We start from the raw sequence: 21,423 nt of genomic DNA, 5'->3' as shown, positions 1-21,423 counted from the left end.
TGTAGGGTTACCAGTAATGCTCGCTGGTCATATGGCCCGGCTTGCGGCGCAGGTGTTTGCGCATTTGCCGCTGATCCTTCAACGTCTGCTGGGTATCTCGCACCATCTGCGGGTTACCGCACAACATGACGTGGCAGGTTTCGGCATCAAGGGGCAGCCCCACCGCGGCTTCCAGCCGGCCGTCTTCGATAAGAGCAGGCACGCGTCCGGTCAGTGAACCCGCGACGTCTTCACGGCTGACGACGGTCTGAATGCGCAGTTTACCGTTATAGCGCTGCTGCAATTGCTGCATCAACGGCAGGTAGCTGAGATCGCGCGCAAAGCGGGCTGCATGCACCAGCACCAAATTTTTGAAGCGCTCCAGGTCCTTGCCTTCCTGCAGGATGGACAGGTAAGGGCCGATGGCGGTACCGGTCGCCAACATCCACAAGGTATCGCATTCCGGCACTTCTTCCAGCACGAAAAAACCGGCGGCCTCTTTGGTCACCATCACTTCCGATCCCGGCCGCAGCTGGTTGAGCCGCGGGCTCAGTTTGCCTTCCGGCACGGTAACCAGGTAAAACTCCAGATTCGGATCGCTGGGTGCGTTGACGTAGGAATAGGCACGCTGCACGCGCTCACCGTCAACTTCCAGCGCCAGTTTGGCAAATTGCCCGGCGGTAAAGGTATCAATAGGGGCATCGACGGTAATGCTGAACAGCCCGTCGGTCCATTGCTCTACCTGCGTAACCTTGCCATTAACCCAGTCAGCCATACTCTAAAGCTCCAATGGTCGAATCAAATAAGCGCAATGTCGTGAGCCGGAAATGGCATGCGCCGCGCGTTCTATCCGGTAGCCGTGGCCAAACAGGCGGTGAAACAGCCGCAGTTCCGAATTGCACAGGCTGCTGCAGGCGGTGGCCGCCACGCCGATCGGGCAGTGGTTTTCCACCAGCAGCATGCCCTGCGGATGTTCGAACAGCTCGGCCATGTAACCATCGTGCTGCCGCAGGCGCACCAACCGGGCGAGTCTGCCCTGATGGCTGGTTTCTTCCGACAGCTCTTCGGCATAGCGCTGATAAAGCTTTTCTTCACGCTCGCTAATCAGCTGTTCCACCCCTTCGTCGCCAAACAGCGGATGGGCGGACTCCAGCAATGCCGTGGCAAGCGTATCGTGGCAATCGGCGAATTCGGCGTGGCCCTGATGGGTCAGCGACCAGTAACGCGTGGGGCGGCCCACTTTGGTACGCGCCTCTTCGTAGCAAACCAGCTCACGTCTTTCCAGGGATTGCAGATGCTGACGGATACCCATTGGGGTGATGTCCAGACGCTCAGCCAGCATTTTGGCGGAATGCGGCCCCAAGGTTTTCAACTGCAACAAAATCAGCTCTGGTGTTTTCATGAACCAAATCCCTATGGTGTTATTTTATTTCAATATGATGAAAATAATTATCGATTAAATGCTAAAGCCAAATTACGGCGAGTTCGCCATTTTTACCCCTTAAGCGTTATACGTACAGTTTAATTTACGAGGTTGGTTGCCTTTGCTGCCAGTGTGACCTGGATCAATATCTGTCTGAAACTCGCTAAAAAAATCAGATTTGTTAGCTTATGCCGCCATAGAGGGCTGCTCGCCGTTCTGGCTCAATCTGGAGTCATACCGAGACGCTGTGACGAGTTAATACGTTAACGAAGATAATGAGAAAAATAGACAATTTTCACCTGCTGGTGATGCTTACCCTGTTGGTGGCCGTCGGTCAGATGGCGCAAACCATTTATGTTCCTGTCATTGCTGACATAGCCCGAGATCTGTCGGTGCGCACCGGTGCGGTGCAGCGCGTGATGGCGGCATATCTGATGACCTACGGTTTTTCACAGCTGATTTACGGCCCTCTGTCGGACCGTATTGGCCGCCGCCCGGTGATCCTCGCCGGGATGATGATTTTCCTGGTTGGCGCTCTGGGCGCGCTATTGTCCAGTAGCCTGACGATGCTGGTCGCCGCCAGCGCCATTCAGGGCATGGGCACCGGCGTGGCGGGGGTGATGGCGCGAACCATGCCGCGTGATCTGTATGCCGGGACCTCGCTGCGCTATGCCAACAGTCTGCTCAATATGGGCATTCTGGTGAGCCCGCTGTTGGCACCGATCATCGGCGGAGCGTTGGCGATGATATTTGGTTGGCGTGCTTGTTACGCCTTCCTGTTGGCGCTTTGCGCCGGCGTTGCCTTCGCCATGTTCCGCTGGTTGCCGGAAACCCGGCCGCAACAGACAGAAAAACGGCGCATGCTGGCGAGCTTCGGCAAGCTGCTGGCGGACGGCACTTTCAGCTGTTATCTGGTGATGCTGATCGGTGCACTGGCGGGGATCGCGGTGTTTGAGGCCAGCTGCGGCGTGCTGATGGGCGGCGTGCTGGGTCTGAGCGGGCTGACCGTCAGTATCCTGTTTATCCTGCCGATCCCTGCGGCGTTTTTCGGTGCCTGGTACGCCGGCCGTGACGGCAAAACCTTCCCTAGCCTGATGTGGCATTCGGTCATCAGCTGTCTGCTGGCAGGTCTGATGATGTGGATCCCGGGTTGGTTTGGCGTGATGAACATCTGGACGCTAATCGTGCCGGCGGCGCTGTTCTTTTTCGGTGCAGGGATGTTGTTCCCGCTGGCTACCACCGGCGCGATGGAGCCTTTCCCCTATCTGGCGGGCGCGGCGGGCGCCTTGGTGGGCGGTATGCAGAATATGGGATCGGGTTTGGCGACCTGGCTCTCCGCCATGCTGCCGCAGACCGGGCAGTTTAGCCTCGGCTTGCTGATGTTTGCGATGGCGCTGCTGATTTTGCTGTGCTGGTGGCCGTTGTCAAATCGTCTCCAGCATCAGGGACATACCGCATAAAACCAACAGGGGTGCCAATGGCACCCCTGTTTAATTACAGCAGAAACTCGTGCAGCGCCGGATCTTTACGGTCCAGATAATGGGTTGAGCGAATGCGGCGGATAGTGCGGGACTTGCCGCGGATCAGCAAGGTTTCCGTGGTGGCCATATTGCCCTGGCGGCTAATGCCTTCCAGCAGATCGCCCTTGGTGATGCCGGTGGCGGAGAAAATGACGTTGTCGTTGCGCGCCATTTGGTCCAATACCAACACCTTGCCGGCCTCAATCCCCATCTCTTTGCAGCGTACCAGTTCTTCTTCGCCGATGCGGCGGTTCTCGGCGCTGTCGCCTTTCACCTGATGGCGCGGCAGCAGTCGCGCCTGCATATCCCCATCCAGCGCACGGATCACCGCAGCGGAAATCACCCCTTCAGGTGCGCCGCCGATACCGTACATCACGTCGACTTCGCTTTCCGGCATGCAGGTCAGGATGGAGGCCGCTACGTCGCCGTCAGGGATAGCGAAAACCCGTACCCCGAGCTGTTGCAGCTGCGCGATAACGCCGTCGTGGCGCGGTTTGGCCAGAATGACTACCGTCAGCTGCGCCAGCGGCTTGTTCAGCCGGGCTGCGACCTGGATAAGATTTTCTGCCAGCGGCAGGTTGAGATCGATAGCGCCGCGCGCTGCCGGGCCCACCACCAGCTTTTCCATATACATGTCCGGCGCGTGCAGGAAGGTACCGCGATCGCCCACCGCCAGCACGGCCAGCGCGTTGGGTTGGCCCATGGCGGTCATGCGAGTGCCTTCGATGGGATCGACCGCGATATCCACCGCATCGCCCTGGCCGCTGCCGACTTGTTCGCCGATATACAGCATGGGCGCTTCATCAATTTCGCCTTCGCCGATCACGATGCGGCCATCGATATCCACTTTATTGAGCATAATGCGCATTGCGTTGACCGCGGCACCGTCGGCGGCATTCTTGTCGCCGCGCCCCAGCCATTTGTAGCCCGCCAGCGCGGCGGCTTCGGTAACGCGGGAAAATTCGATGGCTAATTCACGTTTCATGGCAAAACCCGTTGTGAGAAAGGAAGAAAATATCGGCAAAGTTTATCACAGCAGAGCGGTGGCGGGGCGGGGCAAAAAAAACGCGCCGCCCGGAGGCAGCGCGTGATTCGGTCAACAACGCAAAAGGATATTAGTCGTGATCTTCCCATGCCTGGGCGCGGGCAACCGCTTTTTTCCAGCCGCTGTAACGGAAGTTGCGCTCGGTGGTTTCAATGCTTGGGCGGAACTCACGCTCGATAACGGCTTTGCTCTTCACCTCGTCCAGATCGTTCCAGTAGCCAATGGCCAGGCCCGCCAGGAAAGCTGCGCCCAGCGCCGTCGATTCACGCACTTCAGGACGCTCTACGCGAGTGCCGAGGATGTCGGACTGGAACTGCATCAGGAAGTTGTTGGCAACTGCGCCACCATCCACACGCAGCGATTGCAGGCGGGTGTTGGAGTCAGCCTGCATGGCATCCAGCACGTCGCGGGTCTGGTAGGCGATGGACTCCAGCGTGGCGCGGATGATGTGGTTGCTGTTCGCGCCGCGGGTCAGGCCGAAGATGGCGCCACGGGCATACGGGTCCCAGTAAGGGGCGCCCAGGCCGGTGAAGGCCGGTACTACGTAGACGCCATTGCTGTCCTTCACCTTGGTGGCGAAGTATTCGGAGTCGGCCGCGTCGCTGATCAGTTTCAGCTCATCGCGCAGCCACTGGATAGAGGCGCCGCCGATAAATACCGCGCCTTCCAGCGCATAGTTCACTTCACCGCGCGGGCCGCAGGCGATGGTGGTCAGCAGGCCATGGCTGGATCGCACCGCTTCTTTGCCGGTATTCATCAGCAGGAAGCAACCGGTGCCGTAGGTGTTTTTCGCCATGCCCGGTTGAACGCACAGTTGGCCGTACAACGCCGCCTGCTGGTCACCGGCGATACCGGCGATAGGAATACGCGTGCCGCCTTTACCGCCGATATTGGTCTGGCCGTACACCTCAGAGGACGGACGGACTTTCGGCAGCATGACGCGCGGAATATCCAGCGCTTCCAGCATGCGATCGTCCCAGTCCAGCTCATGGATGTTAAACATCATGGTGCGCGAGGCGTTGGTGTAATCGGTCACATGTACCCGCCCCTGGGTCATTTTCCACACCAGCCAGGTGTCGACGGTACCGAACAGCAGCTCGCCGCGCTTGGCGCGTTCGCGGGCACCTTCAACGTTATCGAGGATCCATTTCACCTTGGTACCGGAGAAGTACGGGTCAACCACCAGGCCGGTGTTGTGACGAATGTACTCTTCCAGGCCGTCACGCTTGAGCTTTTCGCAGATCTCGGCGGTGCGGCGGCATTGCCAGACGATGGCGTTGTAAATCGGCTTGCCGGTCTCTTTTTCCCAGACGATGGTGGTTTCACGCTGGTTGGTGATGCCGATGCCGGCAATCTGATCGGAGTTGATGTCGGCTTTTGCCAGCACTTCTACCAGCGTGGAGCTTTGCGATGACCAGATCTCCATCGGATCGTGTTCAACCCAGCCGGCTTTCGGGTAAATCTGCGTGAATTCGCGCTGAGATACCGCAACAATGTTGGCATCGTGATCTAGCACTACGGCGCGTGAACTGGTGGTTCCCTGGTCGAGAGCGACAATGTATTTTTTTTCTACTGTCATGATCTTAATCCTGCTGTTGTTAACCGTTTTAAAACTGTGTCAATCACGCTTTGCGCTGCTGGGTCTTGGTAGCGGGTTCTTCTTCCTCTACGCAGACGTCGCACGGCAGATGGCGGCCAATCAGTGCGCGGTAGCCGAAGGCGCCCAGGCCGGCACCGAGGATTGGGCCAAAGATTGGCACCAGGAAGTACGGGATGTCACGCGCGCCGGTAAAGGCCACTTTGCCCCAGCCTGCCAGATAAGCGAACAGTTTCGGGCCGAAATCACGCGCCGGGTTCAATGCAAAGCCGGTCAATGGTCCCATGGAGGCGCCGATAACGGCAATCAGAATACCGATCAACAGCGGTGCCAGCGGGCCACGAGGAATGCCGTTACCGTCGTCGGTCAGCGCCAGAATCAGGCACATCAGAATCGCGGTGATCACCGTTTCCACCAGGAAAGCCTGGCCGACGGAAATGTGCGCGTTAGGATAGGTGGAGAAGATACCGGCCAGAGCCAGGCTCTCGTCGCTGCCGCGCACCATGTGATTGGCCGCTTCGAAATCGAAGAACAGGTTGTAATACAACCCGTAGACCAAGGCTGCTGCGCAGAAGGCTCCGGCGATCTGCGCGACAATGTAAGGAAGTACTTTGCGTCCGTCAAAGCAGGCGAACAACCACAGCGCGATAGTGACGGCCGGGTTAAGGTGCGCACCGGAGATGGCAGCGGTCAGATAGATGGCCATGGCAACGCCCAGGCCCCAAATGATACTGATTTCCCACTGACCGAAACTGGCGCCTGCCAGTTTCAGCGCGGCAACGCAGCCTACGCCAAAAAAGATCAACAAACCGGTGCCGAGGAACTCGGCGATACACTGGCCTTTTAGGGTCGGACTGGTGGTTTGGCTCATAATGTTGTTGTCCTGCAAAACGGCGGTTATAGGTTTATAGGCTCACTGGGCTAATCCACCCGGCCTATGGGTACAGTTTTTTTCATCTCGTCCAATTATCAATTGAGGACGTGATGTAAATTTATCGTTAACGAACATAAACGAGAAATAGCGAAATCAAAATGTGTGTGCTTCGTCATAAAATTGAGCGAATTCGCGTCACTCGGTGTTCTTTCTGCGCCATGAAAGTGTGATCTGACCAGTGGTTTACCCGCCAATTGTTAACAAACCGCTTTTTGTCCGGCGGGCATTTTCAGTTTTTGCTGATGGCGGGGGCAGGAAAATTGCAACAGACTGCGCGATGAGCCGGTATGTTGCTAGACAGTCGGGGACAGGCTACTTACAATCGTTTTTATCGAAAGAAACGTTTTATCGAGACAGGCGCGTTTTTTCAATAAAAACGCGTGTCACTTGGCGCGATGCATATTCGCAGCAGTTGCAACCGAGTTGCGGCCGCTAGCTATAGATGTACGCCTTGCTATCATGAGGGGACTGAAGAATGTCATTTGAAGTATTTGAGAAATTGGAAGCAAAAGTTCAGCAGGCGATCGATACCATCACCCTGCTGCAGATGGAAATTGAAGAGCTGAAAGACAAAAACAACACGCTGTCTCACGAAGTTCAGGCTGCCTCAGGCAACCACGAATCCTTGGTGCGTGAAAACCAGCAACTGAAAGAAGAGCAGCACGTATGGCAAGATCGCCTGCGCGCGCTGTTGGGCAAAATGGAAGAAGTCTGATTCCCGGATGCCAGGATCGAAAAGGGCGCCTCAGGCGCCCTTTTTCATATCTGCGGGTTACTCGATGTCGAGCGGGTCCTCAGACAGAATGATCCCGGTATTGTCGGCATACAGATGATCGCCGGAGAAGAAGGTGACACCACCGAAATTAACGCGGATATCGCTTTCGCCGACGCCTTCACTGATGGCGCCCGCCGGAATGGCCGCCATCGCCTGAATGCCGATGTCCAGCTCTTCCAGATCGTCAACCTGGCGCACCGCCCCGTAAACCACGATGCCTTCCCATTCGTTCAGGGTTGCCAGACGCGCCAGTTCTGCGTTGATCAAGGCGCGACGCACTGAGCCGCCACCGTCGATCAGCAGAACGCGGCCACGGCCGTTCTCGTCGAGCAGATCGAATAACAGGCCGTTATCCTCAAAGCATTTCACCGTAGTGATTTGCCCGCCAAATGAAGTACGCCCGCCAAAATTGGAGAATAGAGGCTCAACAACGTTCACCTCTTCATGATAGATGTCGCAAAGTTCGGAAGTATCGTATTTCATAGGATTTTACGTCTGTTTGCCGCTGGAATAACCAGTATATCCCTTTATTCGCCCTGTTGGCAAAATCATCAGTTTTTAACTGAGCGCCACGCCAATGGCGAACAGCACGTTGGCCAGCAGCGCCGCCTTGACCATATGCTCCAGCATAGGCCGCATGCCGGTCGGGGTCGGATCGCGCAGTACGCGCAGGCCATGACGCACCAACAACGGGATGGCCAGCACAAACAGCCAGCCCCAAAGGCTATGCAGATTAAGCAGTGTGAACAGAGCAAAGCATACCACCGCGCCGATCAGCAGCAGTGCGTGGTAATAGCGCGCCTTCTGTGGCCCGAGCCGTACCGCCAGGGTATTTTTGCCATTGGCGCGGTCGCTTTCGATATCACGCAAGTTATTGATATTGAGCACTGCGGTTGCCAGCAGGCCACAGGCGGTGGCCGGTAACATCACGATGCTGTCGAAAACGTGGGTTTGCAGATAGTAGGTGCCCGCCACGCTTAGCCAGCCAAAGAATACCAGCACCGAAATATCGCCCAATCCCAGATAACCGTAGGGCTTATTGCCTACGGTATAGGTAATGGCGGCGACGATGGAAAGCCCACCCAGCACCAGGAAACCCACAACATCACTGGGCTGCTCACAGCCGACAGCGATCAGCGAACTGCCCGCGATAGCAATCAACACCACCGTCACGACCAGCGCGCGTTTCATCTGCGCCTGGGTGATCATACCTTTCTGCATGCCGCGCAGCGGCCCAATGCGATCTTCCTTGTCGCTGCCTTTTACCGCATCGCCATAGTCGTTCGCCAGATTGGAGAGAATTTGCAGCAAGCCGGCAGTCAGCAGCGCCAGCAGCGCCACGCCGGGTTTCAGGCTGTCATGCCAGGCGGCAATGGCGGAACCGACGACGATCGAGGCAAAGGCCAGCGGCAGGGTGCGTGGTCGTAAACTTTCAAGCCAGGCTCTGGCCGGGGAGGTGGAAGTTGATGAGCTCATTTTTCGCTTCAGAGTAAGTGGCTGTGTCCGTTAGAAATAATTGTGGGAGGCAATGCCTCCCACACAGATGACCGACAGGACATGATTGAGCGATTATAGGATAAAACGACTCAAATCTTCATCCGCTACCAGTTCATCCAGATGATTACGCACGTAATCCGCATCAATTGTAATGGATTGGCCGTTAATTTCACTCGCATCGTAGGAAATATCTTCCATCAGACGCTCAAGCACGGTGTGCAGACGGCGTGCACCAATGTTTTCGGTGCTTTCGTTAACCTGCCACGCGGCTTCGGCTATACGACGGATACCTTCGGCGGTGAACTCGATATTGACGCCTTCGGTGCCCATCAACGCTTTGTACTGCTCGGTCAGCGAGGCGCTTGGCTCGGTCAGAATGCGTTCGAAATCTTCGGTGGTCAGCGCCTGCAACTCAACGCGGATCGGCAGGCGACCCTGCAGTTCCGGGATCAAATCCGACGGGCTGGCGGTCTGGAACGCGCCGGAGGCGATAAACAGAATGTGATCGGTTTTCACCATGCCGTGCTTGGTGGAAACGGTACAACCTTCCACCAGCGGCAGCAGGTCGCGCTGCACGCCTTCGCGGGATACGTCCGGGCCGGAGCTTTGGCCACCGCGCTTACAGATTTTGTCGATCTCGTCGATAAACACGATGCCGTGTTGCTCAACCGCTTCGATCGCCTGCTCTTTCAGCTCTTCCGGGTTCACCAGCTTGGCGGCTTCTTCTTCGATCAACAGCTTGAAGGCTTCTTTGATCTTCAGCTTGCGCGGTTTGTGCTTCTGGCCGCCGAGGTTCTGGAACATCGACTGCAACTGATTGGTCATCTCTTCCATGCCCGGAGGCGCCATGATTTCGACGCCCATTGGCGCAGAAGCCAGATCGATTTCAATCTCTTTGTCGTCCAGCTGGCCTTCACGCAATTTCTTGCGGAATGCCTGGCGCGCGGCCGACGGCTCTTGATGCTCGTCCGGCTGGCCCCAGTTGTTTTTGGCCGGTGGGATCAGTACGTCGAGAATGCGCTCTTCCGCCATTTCTTCGGCGCGAGTGCGGTTTTTCTCGATCGACTGCAAGCGCACCATTTTGATTGCCGCATCGGTCAGATCGCGGATGATGGAATCCACTTCTTTACCGACATAGCCCACTTCGGTGAACTTGGTGGCCTCTACTTTAATGAACGGCGCATTGGCCAGCTTCGCCAGACGACGGGCGATTTCAGTTTTACCGACGCCGGTCGGGCCGATCATCAGAATATTTTTTGGCGTGACTTCATGACGCAGCATCTCGTCGAGCTGCATGCGGCGCCAGCGGTTACGCAGGGCGATGGCAACGGCACGTTTGGCCTTGTTCTGGCCGATAATGTAGCTGTCCAGCTCGCTGACGATCTCGCGCGGGGTCATTTCAGACATAGTATTCGATCCTTACGCTTTGGAAGGCAATTCTTCGATGGTGTGGAAATGGTTGGTGTAAATACAGATATCACCGGCGATGTTGAGAGATTTATCAACGATTTCGCGGGCGCTCAGCTCGGTATTTTCCAACATCGCACGAGCGGCAGCCTGGGCATATGGCCCGCCGGAACCGATCGCAATCAAATCATTTTCAGGCTGGATCACGTCACCATTGCCGGTGATGATCAGCGAAGAGTGTTCATCCGCTACGGCCAGCAGCGCTTCAAGCTTGCGCAGCATGCGGTCGGTACGCCAGTCTTTAGCCAACTCAACGGCCGCTTTAACCAAATGGCCCTGGTGCATTTCCAGTTTGCGCTCGAACAGCTCAAACAGCGTGAAGGCATCTGCGGTACCACCGGCGAAACCGGCAATCACTTTGTCGTTATACAGGCGACGCACTTTCTTGACGTTGCCCTTCATTACCGTATTGCCCAAGGTGGCCTGGCCATCGCCACCGATCACTACCTGGCCGTTGCGGCGTACGCTTACAATTGTTGTCACGAGCAGACCCTCGTTGAAGACGGAAAGAAGCCCTCGCAGCGTCTGCTTGCGCAGACACTACGAGGCATATTGAGAGTATAGATGGGGGGGGATTGACGCTTTTCAACCCCCAACGGAGAGGGGAATGCAACTTGACATGCCAACGCCCTTCAGGCGCGATAGGGTTTTGTCCGCCGTCGCGCGGCTGCTGTAGGGACCGAGCACCACGCGATTCCAACCGCCACCGGCGGTAATGCGGCTTTCTATACCTTCAAACGCCAGGCGCGCACGGACGGATTCAGCCTGATCGGTGGCGCGGAACGAACCGCATTGCACCATCCACTTCTGTTTCTGCTCAGGCTTGGTTTCCTGCTTGGCCGTTTCCTGTTTCACTTCCGGCTTGGTTTCCGGTTTTACTTCAGGTTTTACCTCAGGTTTTGGCTGCGGTTTAGGCTCAGGCTGCTTAACCTGGACTGGCGGCGGCGTTACCGGCTGCGGCTTGGGTTTGGGTTGAGCCTGCTGCTGGTGCTGCTGCACCGGCGCCGTGGTTGCACCGTTGTTAAACGGATTACGCGGCTGGGTAACCTGTGGTTGCTGCACTTGTTGCTGAACTTGCTGCTGCATTTGTTGTTGTTGCATCTGCTGCTGACGGCTGTTGTTGCCGCGCGCCGCAGCTTGAGAAGGGTCGTTATACGGCACTTCATTCAGCTGCGTTGGGCGCTGTTGCATGTCCGCCTGCATCTGTTCCAGCAGTTGGCGCTGTTCAGTGGTCAATTGAGTCTTGGAGTTGACTTCGCCGCCGGCCGTTGGCTCGGTCGGTGTTTGCACGCCAATCTGGCGGTTCTCCAGCTCTTTGATATAGCGCCAGCGCTCTTCCGGCTTCGGCGGCAGGCCATTGCCGGGGCGATTGCTGTGTGCAGGCAACAGCGGCACATCGTCCGCTTTGTTGTGCGTAATGAAATAGAGGCCACCGATAAAGATCACCACCAGTGCGACGGCTAACGCCAGCACGGTTTTGGATACTTTCGGAGAACTGCTTTTTTTACGGCTGGGGGTTTTGCGCCGCGCTCCTGTGCGCCCACGGCCTACATAGTCTTTTTGTGCCACTATTATTCCGCTGTGTCCTGATGAGGAGATAAGTCCTGCATGTTACTGAACCCTAAAATATTTGACTAGCGTTTAGGGGCAGCGGTGCTGCCTCTGATAATTAACTCACTGTCCAATAGCCGGGAGCCACTTGGTACTGCCTGTCCGTGCAGTTGTTCCAACAACAGCAGCATCGCTTGCCGGCCGATCTCATAGCGCGGTTGAGCCACCGTGGTTAACGGCGGATCGCAATACTGCGTCAGCTTGATGTCGTCAAAGCCGACGATGGAAAGGTCCTGCGGTATCCGCAGCCCCATTTTTTTCGCCTGCGACAGCACGCCGATCGCCATTACGTCACTGTGGCAGAAGATCGCCGTCGGGGGTTTTGGTTGCGCCATCAGCGCTGTCAGCGCCTGTGCACCGGCTTCGTAAGTGAAATCACCCCGGGTAATATAGCTGCTTTCGACGTTAATGCCATTACGACGTAGCGCCTGAATGTAACCTTGCAGCCGATAATGGCTGAGCGGCATCTGTTCCGGCCCGGCGACACAGGCGATTTGCTTGTGTCCGAGCTGGTGCAAATAATGTACGGCCTCGAAGGCGGCAGTCAGGTTATCGATGTGTACCGTCGGCAGTTCCAGCTCCGGGGCAAACTCGTTGGCCATCACCATCGGCGGCAGATTACGCTGCTCCTCCTTGCTGGCGTCAAAGGGCAGATTGGAACCGAGCAGCAGCATGCCATCGATTTGCTTGGTGATAATCAGATTGACGAAAGTGCGCTCCTGCTGGTTTTGCTGAGCGCAGTCGCCAATCAGCACCAGATAACCTTGCTGTGCGGCGGTCTGCTCGATCCCCTGGATCACGTCGGCGAAGAACGGATCGCAAATGTCGGGGACGATAACCAGAATGGTACGGGATTCATTACGCTTGATATTGCGCGAGAGGGCATGGGGAGAGTAGCCCACGGCCAAAACGGCCTGCTCCACTTTCTGACGCGTCGGCGTTGATACCTTCTCCGGGTTCATCAGTGCGCGCGACACGGTTGCCGTTGAAACGCCAGCCATCTCGGCAACGTCTTTCATGGTTGCCATGGGTAATTCTTTCTTGTGTTCCAACGCCTTTCTCCTTGCGTTAGCCCCATGCCAACGCGACTACTGCAGTTTGCTCACAAATTCTGGCGTACGGTGGTGTTGTTATCATTTAGCGCCATCCGCATTCGAACATTCTGTCACGGCGCTACTTTAGGTGACAAAATTGCCTTGGCAGACATTCTAAACAGAATGTGTCCTGCTTTTGTTACCTAATTTGCATAAAAAATGTGACCTGGGAAGGTTTTTTAGCGTTCGCTCGCAATTTCAAGGGTAAACGTTTGCCTTGCCTGAACTGAATCAGACTTTTCCGGGTTCAGCTATCTATCGGATCGACGTCCAGCGTCCATTTCACCTTACGTGCCTGCGGCAGCGTGCCGATCAGCGGCAAAGAGCTTTTCATCAACTGTTGCAGCAAGCGTCGCGAAGGGTGTTGCAACAGCAGTTGCCAACGGAAGCGGCCACCGCGTTTTGACTGCAATGCCGGGACTGGCCCCATGACCCACAAAGCGTCGTCTTTCAGCGGGCTGGCCTCCAGCAGGTTGCGCAGCTGCTGCAGGAACAGCGGCGCCTGTTGGTTATCGTGATCTTCCGAACGCACGATAATATGGCTGGTGTAGGGCGGCAGGAAGACGCTGTTGCGCTCCGCCAGCGTCTGTTTGGCGAAGGCGTCGTAGCCTTGCTGCAGCAGAATTTGCAGCAGCGGGTGTTCCGGGTGGTGAGTCTGCAGGAGGACCTCTCCCTGTTTGCCGGCGCGGCCGGCACGACCGGAAACCTGGGTATACAGCTGGGCAAAGCGTTCGGCGGAACGAAAATCAGCCGAAAACAGCGCGCCGTCAACGTCCAGCAGGGCGACCAGCGTCACGTCCGGGAAATGGTGACCTTTTGCCAACATCTGGGTGCCGATCAAAATGCGCGAGCCGCCACGGTGAATATCCGCCAGATGCTGTTCAAGCGAGCCCTTGCGGCTGGTGGTATCTCGGTCAATACGGGTGATCGGCGTTTCCGGGAACAGCGGCGCCAGTTCGTTTTCCAATTGCTCGGTGCCGACGCCGACCGAGACCAGATGCGTTGAACCACACTGCGGGCACTGGTGCGGCACCGGGCGCTGGCTGTCGCAGTGGTGGCAGCGCAGCTGGCGCTGGTTCTGATGAAAGGTGTAGTAATGATCGCAGCGCTGACATTCTGCAATCCAACCGCACTCGTGGCACAACAACGCCGGCGCGTAGCCGCGGCGGTTAAGGAATAGCATCACCTGATTACCGGCTTTCAGGTGGTGCTGCATGCTTTTCAGCAGTGGCTGCGACAGGCCGACCTTCAGCGGCAGGCCCTTCAGATCGATCAGGTGCTGCGCTGCCGGTTTGGCGTTGCCCGCGCGCTGGGTGAGCTTGAGCTGACGATATTTACCGAGTTGCACGTTGTGCAGCGTTTCCAGCGCCGGTGTGGCGGAACCCATGACCATCGGGATGTTCTCTTCGCGGGCACGAAACACCGCCAGGTCGCGTGCGTGGTAGCGCCAGCCTTCCTGCTGTTTATAGGAGTTGTCGTGCTCTTCGTCGATAATGATCACGCCCAGGCGTGAGAACGGGGTAAACAGCGCCGAGCGGGTACCTATGACGATCGCCGCCTCGCCGCTACGGGCGCGTAGCCATACCGCCAGCCGTTCGCTGTCGTTGAGGCCGGAGTGCAGCACGTCCACCGGCGCATTGAAGCGTTCGCGAAAGCGGGCGATGGTTTGCGGCGTCAGGCCGATTTCCGGTACCAGCACCAGCGCCTGTTTGCCCATGGCCAGAATGTTTTCCAGCACGCTGAGATAGACTTCGGTCTTGCCGGAGCCGGTGACCCCGGCCAGCAGCCAGGCGGCGAACTGATCGTCTTCGCTGCGGATCGCCCCCACGGCGGTGGCCTGTTCGGTATTCAGCCGCAGCCGTTCGCCGAGCACTTCAAAGCCCGGCCTCCAGTCCTGCGTCGCCAACGCCTGAGCACGTAAGTCGATCAGCCCCTTGGCGCGCAATGCCTGCAGGGCGCTCTCGGTCAGTTCAAGTTCGCTGACCTGGTGGCGATACACCGGGCGCTGCAGCAGCGCGGCCAGCGCCTGCTGTTGTTTGGGCGCGCGTTTCAGGCTGTCCGGCGGCGTGGCGCGGCCCTGTTCAGTGGCGAACCATTGCCACAACGGCGCAGCTTCCGCCGGTTTCCCTTGCCTTAGCAGGATGGGTAACGCGTGGAACAGCACTTCGCCGATCGGGTAATGATAATAGTCGCTGGCCCAGCGAAGAATGCGCCACAGGCTGGGGGAGAACAGAGAGGCGTTGTCGATGATGCTGTCGATGGGCTTAAGCTTATCCAGCGGCAGTTCGCTGGTGTCGCTGCTGCCGGTGACGATGCCGATCGCCCGTTGCTTACCCCAGGGTACACAAACGCGCGCGCCGGCTACCGGTTGCAGGCCTTGCGGCAACAGATAGTCGAAGGTGCGGGCGAGGGGAACCGGTAAAGCAACGTGTACAACGGGCATGTGGCGGCCATCCAGATGGAAAAAGTGTCGGGTAGTTTACACCGCGGGCCGCAAAATGTACGGATCCAATTGCGCGCTAGGTTGAATTTCTGTATAGTTTGCCGCCTTTGGTATAATCCGATACCAAAATATATTATCAACCACGTGTGGTGTCTGGCGAAACAGGGCTGGATAGCGACACGGCCTTAACTGAGGTTTCCCATGAAACAAGGTATCCACCCAAAATACGAAGAAGTTACTGCTAACTGCTCTTGCGGTAACGTGATCAAAATCCGCTCTACCGTGGGTCACGATCTGAACCTGGACGTTTGTGGTCAATGCCACCCGTTCTACACTGGCAAGCAGCGTGATGTTGCTACCGGTGGCCGCGTTGACCGCTTCAACAAGCGCTTCAGCGTACCAGGCGCCAAGAAATAATATTTCTTATCGTCAGATGAAAAAGGCGCCTTCGGCGCCTTTTTTCGTTTCTGCCGCCTGCTTTCGCAGGCCGCCAGTCAGTATTCCCAGGTATCGGGATCCACACCCAATTCACGCATCAGCACTTTTGCGGCTTCCGGGATTTCATCGCTGCGTTCTTTGCGCAGGTCTTCATCGTTCGGCAGCGGCTGGCCGGTAAAAGCATGCAGGAATGCTTCGCACAGCAATTCGCTGTTGGTGGCGTGGCGCAGGTTATTGACCTGGCGACGAGTCCGTTCATCGGTGAGGATTTTCAGGACCTTCAGCGGAATGGATACCGTGATTTTTTTTACTTGCTCGCTTTTTTTACCGTGTTCAGCGTAAGGGCTGACATACTCGCCGTTCCACTCAGCCATGGGACACCTTAAATTTGTCAGAAAAATTACAAAATTCTAAAAACCGGCCGATTATGCCCGATCTTCACTGTTCTCACTAAATAAATGTCAATTTTACGCGACCAGGGTCACTGTATGCTCAAGATCAATAGGTGTCGCCTATGCATTCCGCGTTAACATCGTATCGTCATATCAAACTGGCATAATTTTAGCGGGTATTATCGCTTTGCTCAATCTATACGCAAAGAAGTTTAGATGTCCAGATGTATTGACGTCCATCTCTACTGCGATTAATCTTTAGCCCTCATTCATCCGAATCCTGAGAGCCGAGCGACCCTATGACGCGTAAACCAGCCACGATTGCCGTACGTAGCGGCCTGAACGATGACGAACAGTACGGCTGCGTTGTCCCGCCGATCCATCTTTCCAGTACCTATAATTTCACTGATTTCAACCAGCCTCGCGCCCATGACTACTCACGGCGCGGCAACCCGACGCGTGATGTGGTGCAACGTGCGCTGGCGGAACTGGAAGGCGGCGCCGGCGCAGTGATGACCAGCAGCGGCATGTCGGCGATCCATCTGGTGACCACCGTGTTCCTGAAACCCGGCGATCTACTGGTGGCACCGCACGATTGCTATGGTGGCAGCTACCGTCTCTTCGACAGCCTGAGCAAGCGTGGCGCTTACCGCGTGTTGTTTGTCGATCAGAGTAATGAAGAAGCGTTAGCGCAGGCGTTGGCGCAAAAACCAAAGCTGGTGCTGATTGAAAGTCCAAGCAACCCGTTGCTGCGCGTGGTGGACATTGCGGCGATTTGCGATGCGGCACACGCGGCAGGCGCGCTGACGGTGGTGGATAACACCTTCCTCAGCCCGGCGCTGCAGCAACCGATTGGGTTGGGCGCCGATCTGGTGGTTCACTCCTGCACCAAATATCTCAACGGCCATTCCGATGTGGTGGCCGGCGCGGTGATCGCCAAAGACAAAGATCTGGCGGTGGAACTGGCGTGGTGGGCCAATAATATCGGCGTTACCGGCGGCGCGTTCGACAGCTATTTACTGCTGCGTGGCATGCGCACCCTGTCGCCACGCATCAAGGCGGCGCAACAAAACGCCGAAGCGATTGTCAGTTATTTACAGCAGCAACCCTTGGTGAAAAAGCTGTATCATCCTTCTCTGCCACAGAACCCAGGGCATGAGATTGCACGCCGCCAGCAACGCGGTTTTGGTGCGATGCTCAGTTTTGAACTGGATGGTGATGAGGCGCTTCTTCGCCGTTTCCTCTCTGCCCTTGAGCTGTTTACTCTGGCAGAATCCCTGGGGGGCGTAGAAAGCCTGATTTCGCATGCAGCGACCATGACCCATGCCGGTATGGCAGCGGAGGCACGTGCGGCGGCCGGTATCTCCGAGAGCCTGCTGCGTATTTCCGTGGGTATTGAAGACAGTGAAGATTTGATTGCCGATCTGGAACGTGCTTTCCAGGCGGCGGCAACGAGGTAAGCATGAATGCAATTGCGGTAGCAGGGCCGGTGAGCGGGCGTCAACTGCACAAGTTTGGCGGCAGCAGCCTGGCGGACGTGAAGTGTTATCTGCGGGTGGCCGGGATCATGGCCGAATACAGCCAGCCGGGCGATATGATGGTGGTGTCGGCTGCCGGCAGCACTACCAACCAACTGATTAGCTGGCTGAAGCTCAGTCAGAGCGATCGCCTTTCTGCGCATCAGGTTCAGCAGGCGCTGCGCCGTTATCACAGCGAACTGATCGGCGGTTTATTGCCACCGGAAACCGCCGAACCGCTGATCGCCGAATTTATTCAGGATCTGGAGCGTCTGGCGGTATTGCTGGATGACAAGATTGACGACGTGACCTATGCCGAGGTCGTCGGACATGGCGAAATCTGGTCGGCGCGGCTGATGGCGGCGGTGCTGAACAAGCTGGATATGCAGGCTGCCTGGCTGGATGCGCGCGATTTCCTGCGTACGGAACGCTCTGCCCAGCCGCAGGTTGATGAAGGCCGCTCTTACCCGCTGCTGCAACAGTTGCTGACTCAGCACCCGGGCAAACGCCTGGTGGTGACCGGCTTTATTTCACGCAACGACGCCGGTGAAACCGTGCTGTTGGGGCGTAACGGCAGTGACTATTCAGCTACCCAGGTCGGCGCTTTGGCCGGCGTGGAGCGAGTGACCATCTGGAGCGACGTGGCCGGTGTGTACAGTGCCGACCCACGTAAAGTGAAAGATGCCTGCCTGCTGCCGCTGCTGCGGCTGGACGAGGCCAGCGAACTGGCGCGTCTGGCGGCACCGGTGCTGCATACTCGCACCTTGCAACCGGTTTCCGGCAGCGATATCGATCTCCAACTGCGATGCAGCTACCAGCCGGAACAGGGATCAACGCGTATCGAGCGCGTGCTGGCTTCCGGTACTGGCGCCAAGATTGTCACCAGCCATGATGACGTGTGCCTGATTGAGCTGCGCGTCGCCAGCCAGCATGACTTCAAGCTGGCGCAGAAAGAGTTGGATCTGGTGCTGAAGCGCGCGCAGATCAAACCGCTGGCCGTGGGTATTCATCCGGACCGCAATCTGGTTCAGCTGTGCTACACCTCGGAAGTGGTGAACAGCGTGCTGCGTACCCTGCAGGACGCGGGGTTGCCGGGTGAGCTGAAACTGCGCGAAGGGCTGGCGCTGGTGGCGCTGGTGGGGGCGGGGGTGTGCAAAAATCCGTTGCACAGCCATCGTTTCTACCAACAGTTGAAGGACCAGCCGGTTGAGTTTATCTGGCAGGCTGAAGACGGCATCAGCCTGGTGGCGGTGCTGCGTCAGGGGCCGACTGCCTTGCTGATTCAGGGTCTGCATCAGTCATTGTTCCGTGCTGAAAAACGCATTGGCCTGGTGCTGTTCGGCAAAGGCAATATTGGCGCTCGCTGGCTGGAACTGTTTGCCCGCGAGCAGAAAAATATTTCCGCCCGCAGCGGTTTTGAATTCACTCTGGCCGGGGTGGTGGATAGCCGCCGCAGTCTGCTGAATTACGACGGGCTGGACGCCAGCCGTGCGCTGGCATTCTTCGAGGACGAAGCGCAGGAGCTGGACGAAGAGTCTCTGTTCCTGTGGATGCGTGCGCACCCGTTCGACGATCTGGTGGTGCTTGACGTTACCGCCAGTGAAAATCTGGCCGAGCAGTATCTGGACTTTGCCAGCTACGGCTTCCATGTGATTAGCGCCAACAAGCTGGCGGGCGCGTCGTGCGGTGATAACTATCGTCAAATCCGCGATGCCTTCGCCAAAACCGGTCGTCACTGGCTGTATAACGCCACCGTCGGTGCCGGCCTGCCGGTCAACCATACGGTGCGCGATCTGCGCGACAGCGGCGACAGCATTCTGGCGATCAGCGGTATTTTCTCCGGTACGCTTTCCTGGCTGTTCCTGCAGTTCGACGGCACGGTGCCGTTCACCGAGTTGGTGGATCAGGCCTGGCAGCAGGGGCTGACAGAACCGGACCCGCGGGTCGATCTCTCCGGCCAGGACGTAATGCGCAAGCTGGTCATTCTGGCGCGCGAAGCAGGCTATGACATCGAACCGAATCAGGTGCGGGTAGAGTCGCTGGTGCCTGCCGGCGCCGAGCAGGGCTCTATCGATCAGTTCTTCGAGAACGGCGATGCGCTGAACCAACAGATGCTGCAGCGTTTTGAGGCTGCCAGTGAAATGGGGCTGGTGCTGCGGCATGTGGCGCGCTTCGATGCCAACGGCAAGGCGCGTGTCGGGGTTGAAGCGGTGCGTCCTGAGCACCCGTTGGCGGCGCTGTTGCCATGCGACAACGTGTTTGCTATCGAAAGCCGCTGGTACCGTGATAATCCCTTGGTGATCCGCGGGCCGGGGGCCGGCCGCGACGTTACCGCGGGGGCGATCCAATCAGACCTTAACCGTTTGGCACAACTGCTTTAATTGTTTTTCGGGCGCGGGTTCACCGCGCCCTTCGTTTTTCCTGCCATAATTCCTCTTGTTCCAAACATGAAATTCTTTCTCTTTGCGGGTGAGGATTAATCATCTTATTCCCCCCAGTTTCCTGTTGACTCTTTAGCCAACATACGGCATTTTCTATCTAGACGTCTAAACGTATAGACGCTTATTAAAATAAAGCAAAATGCGAAACAGTGATCGATAAGAGGCGGACAGGGTATGAGTTTTTTTCACGCAAACCAGCGGGAAGCGCTGAATCAGAGTCTGGCGGAATTAAATGGTCAGATTAACGTATCGTTCGAGTTTTTCCCGCCGCGCACCAGCGAGATGGAAGATACCCTGTGGCAGTCCATTGATCGTCTGAGCAGCCTGAAACCTAAATTTGTCTCTGTGACCTATGGCGCCAACTCCGGTGAGCGCGATCGCACCCACAGCATTATCAAAGGCATTAAAGACCGTACAGGTCTGGATGCGGCTCCGCACCTGACCTGCATCGACGCCAGCCCGGCACAGCTGCGTGAAATCGCTACCGATTATTGGAACAGCGGCATTCGTCATATCGTGGCGCTGCGCGGCGACCTGCCACCGGGTGGCGGCAAACCGGACATGTATGCGACCGATCTGGTTCGGTTGCTGAAAGAGGTCGGTGATTTCGATATCTCCGTCGCCGCCTACCCTGAAGTGCATCCGGAGGCGAAAAGCCCGCAGGCGGATCTGATTAACCTGAAGCGCAAAATCGATGCCGGTGCCAATCGCGCGATCACCCAGTTTTTCTTTGACGTGGAAAGCTATCTGCGTTTCCGCGACCGTTGCGTCGCCACCGGTATTGATGTGGAAATCGTGCCGGGCATTCTGCCCGTATCCAACTTCAAGCAGTTGCAACGTTTCGCCACCATGACCAACGTGCGCGTACCGAGCTGGATGACCAGCATGTTTGAAGGGCTGGACGACGACGCCGAAACCCGCAAAATGGTCGGCGCCAATATCGCGATGGACATGGTGAAAATCCTCAGCCGCGAAGGGGTGAAAGATTTCCACTTCTATACGCTGAACCGCGCCGAGATGAGCTATGCCATCTGCCACACGCTGGGTGTGCGCCCGGCCGCTGCATAATCCATTCGCTATCGGGAGGGGCGCTGCGTAAAAACAGCGCCCTTTTTGTTGGGCGTGACCCGTCCTGAATAGCGTTGACACGTTTTCGACTTAAATCCGGAGAACGTGATAATGGCTGAGTTTAAACGCACACAACGTGACTATCCTTTGTCTTTTAAAATTGCTGTTGTTGAGCAGGTTGA

The 21,423-nt window shown here is 57.0% G+C and carries 19 protein-coding genes; 6 read left to right on the top strand and 13 right to left on the bottom strand.

What is annotated here, in order from left to right; translation table 11 throughout:
* Positions 1–7: 7 nt before the first annotated feature.
* Entirely contained in the window at positions 8–754 is a 747-nt protein-coding gene (gene fpr / locus D4100_RS24405) for a ferredoxin--NADP(+) reductase (RefSeq protein WP_119805424.1), read from the bottom strand.
* Between the two features lie 3 nt (positions 755–757).
* Positions 758–1,381, bottom strand: a complete 624-nt coding sequence (locus tag D4100_RS24400) for a helix-turn-helix transcriptional regulator (protein WP_006317745.1) — start codon at positions 1,379–1,381, stop codon at positions 758–760.
* 296 nt (positions 1,382–1,677) lie between these two features.
* On the opposite strand from D4100_RS24400, the gene emrD reads away from it, so the two are divergent.
* Positions 1,678–2,862 (top strand): multidrug efflux MFS transporter EmrD, encoded by a 1,185-nt coding sequence (gene emrD / locus D4100_RS24395; protein WP_119805423.1) that lies wholly within the window; start codon positions 1,678–1,680, stop codon positions 2,860–2,862.
* Positions 2,863–2,896: 34 nt separating this feature from the next.
* On the opposite strand, the gene glpX is transcribed toward emrD, so the two are convergent.
* From glpX to D4100_RS24380, 3 genes are all read right to left on the bottom strand, one after another.
* Positions 2,897–3,907 carry a class II fructose-bisphosphatase gene (gene glpX / locus D4100_RS24390; protein ID WP_006317747.1) on the bottom strand — a complete coding sequence of 337 codons (1,011 nt, stop codon included), beginning with the start codon at positions 3,905–3,907 and terminating at the stop codon, positions 2,897–2,899.
* A gap of 130 nt (positions 3,908–4,037) precedes the next feature.
* Complete coding sequence (gene glpK / locus D4100_RS24385; RefSeq protein ID WP_006317748.1) at positions 4,038–5,546, bottom strand: glycerol kinase GlpK; 1,509 nt, start codon at positions 5,544–5,546, stop codon at positions 4,038–4,040.
* 43 nt (positions 5,547–5,589) lie between these two features.
* A complete protein-coding gene (locus tag D4100_RS24380; RefSeq protein WP_006317749.1) occupies positions 5,590–6,435 on the bottom strand; it encodes an MIP/aquaporin family protein in 846 nt (281 codons plus the stop codon).
* Positions 6,436–6,973: 538 nt separating this feature from the next.
* Between D4100_RS24380 and zapB the strand changes: the two genes are divergently transcribed.
* Positions 6,974–7,213, top strand: a complete 240-nt coding sequence (gene zapB, locus D4100_RS24375; RefSeq protein WP_004953193.1) for a septal ring assembly protein ZapB — start codon at positions 6,974–6,976, stop codon at positions 7,211–7,213.
* A 57-nt stretch (positions 7,214–7,270) separates the two neighbouring features.
* On the opposite strand, the gene rraA is transcribed toward zapB, so the two are convergent.
* The 7 genes from rraA to priA form a co-directional block, all read right to left on the bottom strand.
* A complete protein-coding gene (gene rraA, locus D4100_RS24370) occupies positions 7,271–7,756 on the bottom strand; it encodes a ribonuclease E activity regulator RraA (RefSeq protein ID WP_006317750.1) in 486 nt (161 codons plus the stop codon).
* A 75-nt stretch (positions 7,757–7,831) separates the two neighbouring features.
* Positions 7,832–8,749, bottom strand: coding sequence for a 1,4-dihydroxy-2-naphthoate polyprenyltransferase (locus D4100_RS24365; RefSeq protein ID WP_006317751.1), 918 nt, complete (start codon positions 8,747–8,749; stop codon positions 7,832–7,834).
* Between the two features lie 93 nt (positions 8,750–8,842).
* On the bottom strand, positions 8,843–10,177 hold the full coding sequence (gene hslU, locus D4100_RS24360) for an HslU--HslV peptidase ATPase subunit (protein ID WP_006317752.1): 1,335 nt from the start codon (positions 10,175–10,177) through the stop codon (positions 8,843–8,845).
* A gap of 12 nt (positions 10,178–10,189) precedes the next feature.
* Positions 10,190–10,720 (bottom strand): ATP-dependent protease subunit HslV, encoded by a 531-nt coding sequence (hslV, locus tag D4100_RS24355; RefSeq protein WP_004953184.1) that lies wholly within the window; start codon positions 10,718–10,720, stop codon positions 10,190–10,192.
* Between the two features lie 102 nt (positions 10,721–10,822).
* On the bottom strand, positions 10,823–11,806 hold the full coding sequence (gene ftsN / locus D4100_RS24350; protein ID WP_119805422.1) for a cell division protein FtsN: 984 nt from the start codon (positions 11,804–11,806) through the stop codon (positions 10,823–10,825).
* A gap of 65 nt (positions 11,807–11,871) precedes the next feature.
* Positions 11,872–12,900 (bottom strand): DNA-binding transcriptional regulator CytR, encoded by a 1,029-nt coding sequence (gene cytR / locus D4100_RS24345; protein WP_006317754.1) that lies wholly within the window; start codon positions 12,898–12,900, stop codon positions 11,872–11,874.
* A 289-nt stretch (positions 12,901–13,189) separates the two neighbouring features.
* Positions 13,190–15,385 carry a primosomal protein N' gene (gene priA / locus D4100_RS24340; protein WP_119805421.1) on the bottom strand — a complete coding sequence of 732 codons (2,196 nt, stop codon included), beginning with the start codon at positions 15,383–15,385 and terminating at the stop codon, positions 13,190–13,192.
* Positions 15,386–15,586: 201 nt separating this feature from the next.
* Here priA and rpmE point away from each other — a divergent pair, with 201 nt between their 5' ends.
* Positions 15,587–15,802: a 50S ribosomal protein L31 gene (rpmE, locus tag D4100_RS24335; RefSeq protein WP_004953176.1), complete on the top strand. Its 216-nt coding sequence runs from the start codon at positions 15,587–15,589 to the stop codon at positions 15,800–15,802.
* A gap of 77 nt (positions 15,803–15,879) precedes the next feature.
* On the opposite strand, the gene metJ is transcribed toward rpmE, so the two are convergent.
* A complete protein-coding gene (gene metJ / locus D4100_RS24330; RefSeq protein WP_006317756.1) occupies positions 15,880–16,197 on the bottom strand; it encodes a met regulon transcriptional regulator MetJ in 318 nt (105 codons plus the stop codon).
* 317 nt (positions 16,198–16,514) lie between these two features.
* On the opposite strand from metJ, the gene metB reads away from it, so the two are divergent.
* The 3 genes from metB (at position 16,515) to metF (ending at position 21,241) form a co-directional block, all read left to right on the top strand.
* Positions 16,515–17,675 carry a cystathionine gamma-synthase gene (gene metB, locus D4100_RS24325; protein WP_006317757.1) on the top strand — a complete coding sequence of 387 codons (1,161 nt, stop codon included), beginning with the start codon at positions 16,515–16,517 and terminating at the stop codon, positions 17,673–17,675.
* 2 nt (positions 17,676–17,677) lie between these two features.
* Positions 17,678–20,113 (top strand): bifunctional aspartate kinase/homoserine dehydrogenase II, encoded by a 2,436-nt coding sequence (locus D4100_RS24320; protein WP_006317758.1) that lies wholly within the window; start codon positions 17,678–17,680, stop codon positions 20,111–20,113.
* Between the two features lie 234 nt (positions 20,114–20,347).
* Positions 20,348–21,241, top strand: coding sequence for a methylenetetrahydrofolate reductase (gene metF / locus D4100_RS24315; protein WP_006317759.1), 894 nt, complete (start codon positions 20,348–20,350; stop codon positions 21,239–21,241).
* Positions 21,242–21,423 lie beyond the last annotated feature (182 nt).

Source organism: Serratia inhibens (assembly GCF_003591175.1).
Taxonomy (GTDB): Bacteria; Pseudomonadota; Gammaproteobacteria; order Enterobacterales; family Enterobacteriaceae; genus Serratia; species Serratia inhibens.
This window is presented reverse-complemented; position numbering and strand designations above follow the sequence as displayed.

Coding starts and splice junctions, on each gene's coding strand:
- metB (WP_006317757.1), top strand. CDS start 16,515: ATGACGCGTAAACCAGCCACGATTGCCGTACGTAGCGGCCTGAACGAT.
- zapB (WP_004953193.1), top strand. CDS start 6,974: ATGTCATTTGAAGTATTTGAGAAATTGGAAGCAAAAGTTCAGCAGGCG.
- fpr (WP_119805424.1), bottom strand. CDS start 754: ATGGCTGACTGGGTTAATGGCAAGGTTACGCAGGTAGAGCAATGGACC.
- rpmE (WP_004953176.1), top strand. CDS start 15,587: ATGAAACAAGGTATCCACCCAAAATACGAAGAAGTTACTGCTAACTGC.
- emrD (WP_119805423.1), top strand. CDS start 1,678: ATGAGAAAAATAGACAATTTTCACCTGCTGGTGATGCTTACCCTGTTG.
- hslU (WP_006317752.1), bottom strand. CDS start 10,177: ATGTCTGAAATGACCCCGCGCGAGATCGTCAGCGAGCTGGACAGCTAC.
- metJ (WP_006317756.1), bottom strand. CDS start 16,197: ATGGCTGAGTGGAACGGCGAGTATGTCAGCCCTTACGCTGAACACGGT.
- D4100_RS24320 (WP_006317758.1), top strand. CDS start 17,678: ATGAATGCAATTGCGGTAGCAGGGCCGGTGAGCGGGCGTCAACTGCAC.
- D4100_RS24400 (WP_006317745.1), bottom strand. CDS start 1,381: ATGAAAACACCAGAGCTGATTTTGTTGCAGTTGAAAACCTTGGGGCCG.
- glpK (WP_006317748.1), bottom strand. CDS start 5,546: ATGACAGTAGAAAAAAAATACATTGTCGCTCTCGACCAGGGAACCACC.
- priA (WP_119805421.1), bottom strand. CDS start 15,385: ATGCCCGTTGTACACGTTGCTTTACCGGTTCCCCTCGCCCGCACCTTC.
- glpX (WP_006317747.1), bottom strand. CDS start 3,907: ATGAAACGTGAATTAGCCATCGAATTTTCCCGCGTTACCGAAGCCGCC.
- rraA (WP_006317750.1), bottom strand. CDS start 7,756: ATGAAATACGATACTTCCGAACTTTGCGACATCTATCATGAAGAGGTG.
- D4100_RS24365 (WP_006317751.1), bottom strand. CDS start 8,749: ATGAGCTCATCAACTTCCACCTCCCCGGCCAGAGCCTGGCTTGAAAGT.
- D4100_RS24380 (WP_006317749.1), bottom strand. CDS start 6,435: ATGAGCCAAACCACCAGTCCGACCCTAAAAGGCCAGTGTATCGCCGAG.
- metF (WP_006317759.1), top strand. CDS start 20,348: ATGAGTTTTTTTCACGCAAACCAGCGGGAAGCGCTGAATCAGAGTCTG.